Raw genomic sequence first — 7477 nt, forward strand, 5'->3', positions numbered from 1 at the left:
TATAAATGATTATTTTTACATTCTGAAGTTGAACTCGACATCGCAGAAATGGCGTGCGTTTCCCGAAACATCCGCACGGTCTGATAGACCGTTTACGTTGTTTCGGTCCAACGTTCCATTTCTAAGCGCGATGTCTCGTATCCTGTTATTCATAATCTCCGCCAGGCACTCCGTAGTATTCTTCAAGAGAAAGGCCAGAGTTATAGATGTCCGTTGCTTTGTTGCCGACATAGCGCAAATGCCAGGCTTCGGCTTGGTATCCAGTGATGGCTTCTTTTCCAACTTGGAATCGGATAATAAATCCATACTCATGGGCGTGAGTGTGGAGCCAGTCGATGGCGTCCTTATTTTCTTCCCCGTCTAGTAAGTTCCCTGTCGTATCTAGGAGATCAAAGGCTAGTCCTGTTTGGTGTTCACTGTAACCTGGTCTAGCTGAGTAAGTATCTGCAGCGACTTGTCCTTCACGAGCGACATAATTGTTATAGAGTTGTTCTTGATATTCGTAGGAACGATATCCGCTATAAACATCACTAATCGGATATTCCAGTTCTTGCATTTTCTGAATGAGTTTCTTCACCTGTGCCCTGGCTGTAGGGTCTTCTCCCGGAGCGTAAGTTGAAGGAAGAGCGTGTTTCTTATTGACCACCATCTGATAGCCTAAAGTAACATCCGCCATCCCGTTCCCTTGAGAGGCCTGTTGTTTTTCTGTGGTTGCTTCCTTGGTAGAGGATTCTTCAGAGGAAGCTTCCGTGCTAGTAACAGTCGTTTTTCCCGTTGTCGTTGTGTCAGTAGTCGTGATATTTGTTGTTTGCGTAGAGGTTGATTGAGAGGCCGTAGTTTCGTTCGGATTGTTTTTTTGCGAGCAACCAAGAAGAACTAGACTCAGTGCAACCGCCGATAACAGTTCTTTTTTCACGCGAATCATCCTTTCCTTGTTACTAATAGTGTAGCACAATCTATGAGGAGTGAGAGGAAAATTTTTAAAAAATTAATGTTTAAAAAATACGAACAATGAAATGTAAAACTTTTATGATTGGCGAGAAAAAATGTGAAAAAGCTTGCATTTTGCCGAAAAAATGGTATATTATTCGTTAATAAATTTAATCACTGGAGGTTTGTGCGATGTCAAAATGGGAAACAAAATTTCAAAAAGAAGGGTACACATTTGACGATGTTTTATTAATTCCAGCAGAGAGTCATGTATTGCCGAATGATGTTGATTTGCGTGTGCAATTAGCGAAAAATATTCGTTTAAATATCCCTTTAATCAGTGCCAGCATGGATACGGTCACAGATGCGACGATGGCGATTGCGATTGCGCGCCAAGGAGGTCTTGGGGTCATCCATAAAAACATGTCAATTGCCGAGCAGGCGGAAGAAGTGCACAAAGTAAAACGATCAGAGAGTGGAGTTATCATTAATCCATTTTTCTTAACTCCATCCCATAAAGTACAAGACGCTGAAGACCTCATGGCAAAATACCGTATTAGCGGTGTTCCAATCGTTGATGACTTAGAAACACGTCACCTCGTTGGGATTTTGACAAACCGTGACTTACGATTCATTTCAGATTATTCTATTTTAATTGACGAAGTGATGACTAAGGAACATCTGGTGACGGCTCCAGTTGGAACATCCCTCAAAGATGCAGAAGCCATTCTTCAAAAACATAAAATCGAAAAATTACCTTTAGTAGATGACAAAGGCTGCTTGGCGGGGTTAATCACCATCAAAGACATCGAAAAAGTCATCGAATTCCCAAACTCTGCCAAAGATGAGCATGGCCGTCTATTAGTAGCGGCTGCAGTGGGCATTACTTCGGATACATTTGAACGTGCAACAGCGCTACTGGATGCGGGTGCAGATGCCATCGTCATTGATACCGCTCACGGACATAGCGCCGGAGTGATTCGTAAAATTAAAGAAATTCGTGAAACCTTCCCAGAAGCTACATTGATTGCTGGAAATGTGGCAACCGCCGAAGGAACTCGTGCCCTATTTGAAACAGGCGTCGACGTGGTTAAAGTCGGAATCGGACCTGGCTCCATCTGTACAACCCGTGTCGTTGCTGGTGTCGGCGTTCCGCAAATCACAGCGATTTACGATGCTGCAACAGTGGCTAAAGAATTTGGAAAAGCGATTATTGCAGATGGTGGAATTAAGTACTCAGGGGATATCGCCAAAGCTATCGCAGCAGGCGGACATGCGGTGATGTTAGGCAGCATGCTTGCCGGAACAGATGAATCTCCAGGGGAATTTGAAATCTTCCAAGGACGTCGCTTCAAGACATACCGCGGAATGGGAAGTATAGCAGCGATGGAAAATGGTTCAGGGGACCGTTACTTCCAAGCGAAAAACGAAGCCAACAAACGTGTGCCAGAAGGGATCGAAGGACGTGTTGCTTACAAAGGGTCTGCGGCAGATATTATCTTCCAAATGGTCGGCGGACTTCGCTCTGGTATGGGGTATGTGGGGGCGCGTAATTTAGAAGAGCTTCGCGAGAATACGCAGTTTGTGCGTATGAGTGGTGCGGGGCTAAGAGAAAGCCATCCGCATGATGTTCAGATTACGAAAGAAGCACCTAACTATTCTATCTCATAAATAGAAACATAGCTATTAACCGAAGGTTTTTGGATATCTTCATAATAGCGATAATAGCTGTACCGGACTGAGCCTAAGGTCTCCGTTCCTCTCGACTCTCAAACTGCCTCTAGGGAATTAAATTCCCAGAGGCAGTAATTCGTTTCGAGTACACTCGCTATTATTGCTATTATAGAATCCAAACCTTGGTTAATAGCTATTTTTTTTAATAGTTCATTAGAGAATGAGACAGAACATCATGTGTGCCTTTCACAACCAACGACAAACTGGTATTCTCTTTGAGAGGCAGGGAGGGGAAAGGATATTATGTGTGCTTTTCACCACTCACGACAAAGGGTTAGTCTTTTTGAAGGGAGAGAGGGATGGGACAGTGTATGTGCGTTTCACGGCTAATAAAGTGGTGTGCATCTGAATTAAAAACACAAAAGTTTCGGAATGAGAGTGGAGCTGTAATGTTGAAGCGTTAGGGAAATGTTGATGAAGTGGTACTAAAAGAATGGATGCATAAAAATGCGATAAGAGTGCGGTTTGGGGAAGGTAGGTGTTCATTCTTGGTCTTGAAAATATTAGGAAAAAGGAAAATTAGTTGTTTTTTTAGTGGATCATCGGTTATGATGAACTTGTTTCTGAAAATTTATGAAAAGCTTTGGAAGGAAGCGACAAGGATAGCGCCAGGCCTGTTTAAAAAAACGGGTGACGAGGAATGAGTTTATCGAAATACTCGGCGGATGACTCAAGGCAGTGCAGTCTACAGCTACATACAAACCATTTTGTAAGGAAATGACAAAATTGATAGCACGCACCAGAAACATAATCAAAAATTACAGAAGTAGGAGGCGCCGAGAGGGACCTCTTATTAAAGGAGTTAAACATTATGTGTGGAATCGTAGGATGTATTGGACATGGAAAAATCCAAACAGTAGTATTAAACGGATTAGAAAAGCTTGAGTATCGTGGATATGACTCAGCAGGATTATTTATTATGGACGAAGATGGCTCAACACAATTAGTCAAACGTGTTGGACGTATTCAAAATCTTCGTGATGCAGTGGATGAAGAAATTCCAGCATTTGCAGGGATTGGGCATACTCGTTGGGCAACACACGGATCAGCGACAGAAAACAACGCTCACCCTCATCAATCTCAATCAGGTCGTTTCACATTAGTGCACAACGGCGTCATCGAAAACTATGACGAATTGAAAAAAGAATTCTTAAGCGACGTTGATTTCAAATCTCAAACAGATACAGAAGTTGCCGTAAACTTAGTAGAATACTTTGCAAATAAAGAAAACTTATCAGGAAAAGAAGCATTCCGACGCGCGTTGAAAGAAATCCGTGGATCATTTGCTTTCGGTTTATTAGACAGCGAAAAACCAGGCGTTCTTTATGCCGCAAAACATAAGAGCCCATTATTAGTAGGGGTTGGCGAAGGCTTCAACGTGATTTGTTCAGACGCAATGGCAACAATTGCTGAAACAGACCGCTACATCGAAATCAAAGACGAAGAGTTAATCACTTTAACAGAAGCATCTGTAGAAATCGAAACCATTGAAGGTGAACCAGTAGAACGTGCACCATTCGTTGCAGAATTAGATGCAGACGATTTAGAAAAAGGGGCTTACGCTCACTACATGTTGAAAGAAATGGATGAACAACCAGCCGTATTACGTAAAATCATCCAAAACTACCAAGACGAAAATGGTCAATTACAAGTTGATAAAGAAATTTTAGAGAGCATTTTAGCAAGCGACCGCATTTACGTGATTGCCTGCGGAACAAGCTACCATGCTGGATGGGTTGGTAAAGCGTTAGTAGAACAACTTGCTGGAATTCCAGTAGAAGTTCACTTAGCAAGCGAATTTGCTTACCACCAACCATTATTATCACAAAAACCATTCTTCATTTTCTTATCACAAAGTGGAGAAACAGCGGACAGCCGTCAAGCGTTAGTAAAAGTAAACGAGCAAAACTTCTCATCATTAACAATCACAAACGTGAAAGGATCAACTCTTTCTCGTGAAGCCAGCTATACATTACTATTACACGCAGGCCCTGAAATCGCCGTAGCTTCAACAAAAGCGTACACTGCACAAATCGCAGTAATGGCCGTTTTAGCAGATGCATTACGCGCTTCTAAAGGATTAGAAGCTCCATTCGACATGAAGCATGAATTAGGTGTCGTTGCCGCTTCAATCGAGAGCGTATTATCAGACAAACAAGCCGTTCAAGACTTAGTCAAAGAGCGTTTATTAGAAACTCGCAATGCTTTCTACATTGGTCGTCACTTAGACTATTATGTAGCCATGGAAGCAGCGTTGAAATTAAAAGAAATCTCATACGTGCAAACTGAAAGCTTTGCCGCAGGGGAATTAAAACACGGAACTATCGCCCTTATCGAAGAAGGCACTCCAGTTATCGCATTATTAAGCGAACCAGTTGTAGCGAGCCACACTCGCGGAAATATCCAAGAAGTGAAAGCTCGTGGCGCTGTCGTAACAACAATTGCGATGGAAGGCGTTGAGCAAGAAGGCGACGATATCATCGTTCCAGCGGTGCCAATACTTCTTGCATCAATCGTATCTGTTGTGGTAACGCAATTAATTGCGTACTACACTTCTCTTGGTAAAGGATTAGACGTGGATAAACCGCGTAACCTTGCCAAATCGGTAACAGTAGAATAGAAAAAGTGGTGGACGGCTGTCCACCACTTTTTTGTATTCGAAGGATGCAAAATCCATTTGAAAAGAAGGATGGTATAGCCCAAAGGGCTTACGAATAAACTCCAGATCGAAGAGATGTCTCTATAGTTGCTACAATAAGGGCACCGGACTGAGCCTGAGGTCTCAGTTCCTACCAAGCTTCAAACTGACTCTAGGAAATGAATTTCCAGAGTCAGTGATTCACATTGGTTGCACTCCCTTATTGTTGCTACTATGGAATCCCTTGGTCTTTCGTTTATTCTTCGCCTTTGGACCTTATTTCAAATGAATTTTGCTTTCATTCGAAAAGAGGGATGGAGGATTAGATTGCAGGTCTAAAAATAAACTTCATACCGCTTCGGATATCTTCATAGCTGCGATAATAGCTGTACGGGGCGAGCCTAGGATCTCGCTCCCTATCAAGCTTCAAACTGAGGAAATATACAATTTGATGAGCCCTAAGACATAGACGCAGTAGACAAATAAATTCCTCTTCACTGAAAAGCAGTTCGAGGAATTCTATTTGTCCTTGCGGGGGTAAGACTACGAAGAAACAAGTTTCTTCTGTCTTACTTCCAATTCACATTGGTTGCACTCCCTTATTGTTGCTATTATGGAATCCCTTGGTCTTCCGTTTATTCTTCGCCTTTGGGCCTTATTTCAAATGGATTTTGCCTCCATTCGAAAGAAAGGGAGAAGAGAAAGAATAAGTGAGATGCAGAGGACCTTATACCAGCAGGGTGAGGTGATGAAGGGATATGTGGGAAATCGTATAATTAGGATGTATTCAATATGAATTTTACTCATATTTTCTCTATTGTTGTTATATTTAAGAAATACGTTTAGAATGAAGTCTGTAGGAAGGGGGATATAAATGTCAAAAGTTACATTAAAAGACATTGCCAAAATAGCAAATATTTCGTCTGCAGCGGTATCTATAATTCTGAACGATAAACCGTCTAGAATTTCTGAAGAAAAGAAAGCAGAAGTGAAGAAAATAGCGGCAGAGTTAAATTATCGTCCTAATAAAATTGCTAGAAGTTTGTTAAGTACAAGTACAAAAACAATTGGAATACTTATTCCAGATATTGAAAATCCTTTTTTTTCGAAGCTTGTTAGAGATATTGAGCAAACGATGAGTATTCAAGGATATTCAACTTTGATTGCAAATAGTAATGATCTGTATGCAAGTGATATCCATCATATAAATGAATTTTTAGATCGTCAGGTTGATGGAATTATAGCATGTGTTTCCAATGAAACTTATTTACATATGGAAGAGTTTCAAGCGTTTTTAGAAAGTATCGATTCGCCTTTGGTATTAGTTGATAGGTTAATATCAAACGTAAAAAAGAGGCAAGTAGTTTCGGATAATAAACTAGGTGGATATATAGCGACAAAGTTTCTTTTAGAAAAAAATATAAAACATCTTGCCGTAGTAACAGGAGGGAAGAATTCTTTTATTTCTAACGAACGCTTAAAAGGTGTAAAACAAGCTTTAGATGAGATTAAACTGAATATTCCAGTGAATTTTTTTGAAGGAGATTTTCATTTTCAATCTGGATATGATATAGGAATACATTCGAATATTCTAACTGAAAACACAGGAGTTTTTTGTTTCAACGATTTGATGGCATATGGCTTGTTGAAAGCAAATAGAATTAAAAATGCAAAAAATATAGAAATTATTGGATATGATAATTTGGCTTATTCAGATATGTTTGGAATTAACTTACCGTCAATAAATCAAAATATAAAACAGCTTGCGGAAAATACGGTGTTAATGCTTCAGAAAAGCATAAAAAACGGGAATGAATATGAGGTGTTGTATCTAGAGCCCAGTTTATAAAGAGGATGAGATGTAAATTCTCATTCTTTTTTTGTTTAGCTATTGACAACGCTACCAATTAGAGGGATAATTACTTTATAAAAGTGGTTAAACGTTTAACCAAGCCTTAGAGGTGACCTAATTTGGAGATTATTTTAAATGAATTAACTGCTGAAGAATATTTATTTATGCATGATTTAGTAGGGTTTTATTTATATCCCGTTGAGGATGTCATGAGTGCTTTAGAACAAGACGTTATTGATGTTAAAGTTTTTTACGAAAAACAACTAGTTGGAATAGGACGAGTTGTAGGAGATGGTAGAATAGTATTTTTTTTAAAAGATATT

5 protein-coding genes and 1 pseudogene are annotated in these 7477 nt (G+C 40.2%); 4 read left to right on the top strand and 2 right to left on the bottom strand.

Annotated features, from left to right (window positions below; translation table 11 throughout):
- Positions 1-15: 15 nt before the first annotated feature.
- Both Q0594_RS07640 and Q0594_RS07645 read right to left on the bottom strand, forming a co-directional pair.
- A complete protein-coding gene (locus Q0594_RS07640) occupies positions 16-153 on the bottom strand; it encodes a hypothetical protein (RefSeq protein WP_298730972.1) in 138 nt (45 codons plus the stop codon).
- The gene (locus Q0594_RS07645; RefSeq protein WP_298730973.1) at positions 146-925 is read right to left on the bottom strand and encodes a M15 family metallopeptidase; all 780 of its coding nucleotides are present in this window, start codon (positions 923-925) and stop codon (positions 146-148) included. The genes Q0594_RS07640 and Q0594_RS07645 overlap by 8 nt, the downstream gene beginning before the upstream one ends.
- A gap of 197 nt (positions 926-1122) precedes the next feature.
- Between Q0594_RS07645 and guaB the strand changes: the two genes are divergently transcribed.
- The 4 genes and pseudogenes from guaB to Q0594_RS07665 all read left to right on the top strand — a co-directional run.
- Entirely contained in the window at positions 1123-2601 is a 1479-nt protein-coding gene (gene guaB, locus Q0594_RS07650; RefSeq protein WP_298730974.1) for an IMP dehydrogenase, read from the top strand.
- Between the two features lie 874 nt (positions 2602-3475).
- Positions 3476-5284 carry a glutamine--fructose-6-phosphate transaminase (isomerizing) gene (gene glmS / locus Q0594_RS07655; protein ID WP_298730975.1) on the top strand — a complete coding sequence of 603 codons (1809 nt, stop codon included), beginning with the start codon at positions 3476-3478 and terminating at the stop codon, positions 5282-5284.
- Positions 5285-6176: 892 nt separating this feature from the next.
- Positions 6177-7151: a LacI family DNA-binding transcriptional regulator gene (locus tag Q0594_RS07660; RefSeq protein ID WP_298730976.1), complete on the top strand. Its 975-nt coding sequence runs from the start codon at positions 6177-6179 to the stop codon at positions 7149-7151.
- 122 nt (positions 7152-7273) lie between these two features.
- Positions 7274-7477 (top strand): annotated as a pseudogene (locus Q0594_RS07665) (hypothetical protein); the annotation flags it as partial.

The organism is uncultured Granulicatella sp., from assembly GCF_938030755.1.
Classification (GTDB): Bacteria; Bacillota; Bacilli; order Lactobacillales; family Aerococcaceae; genus Granulicatella.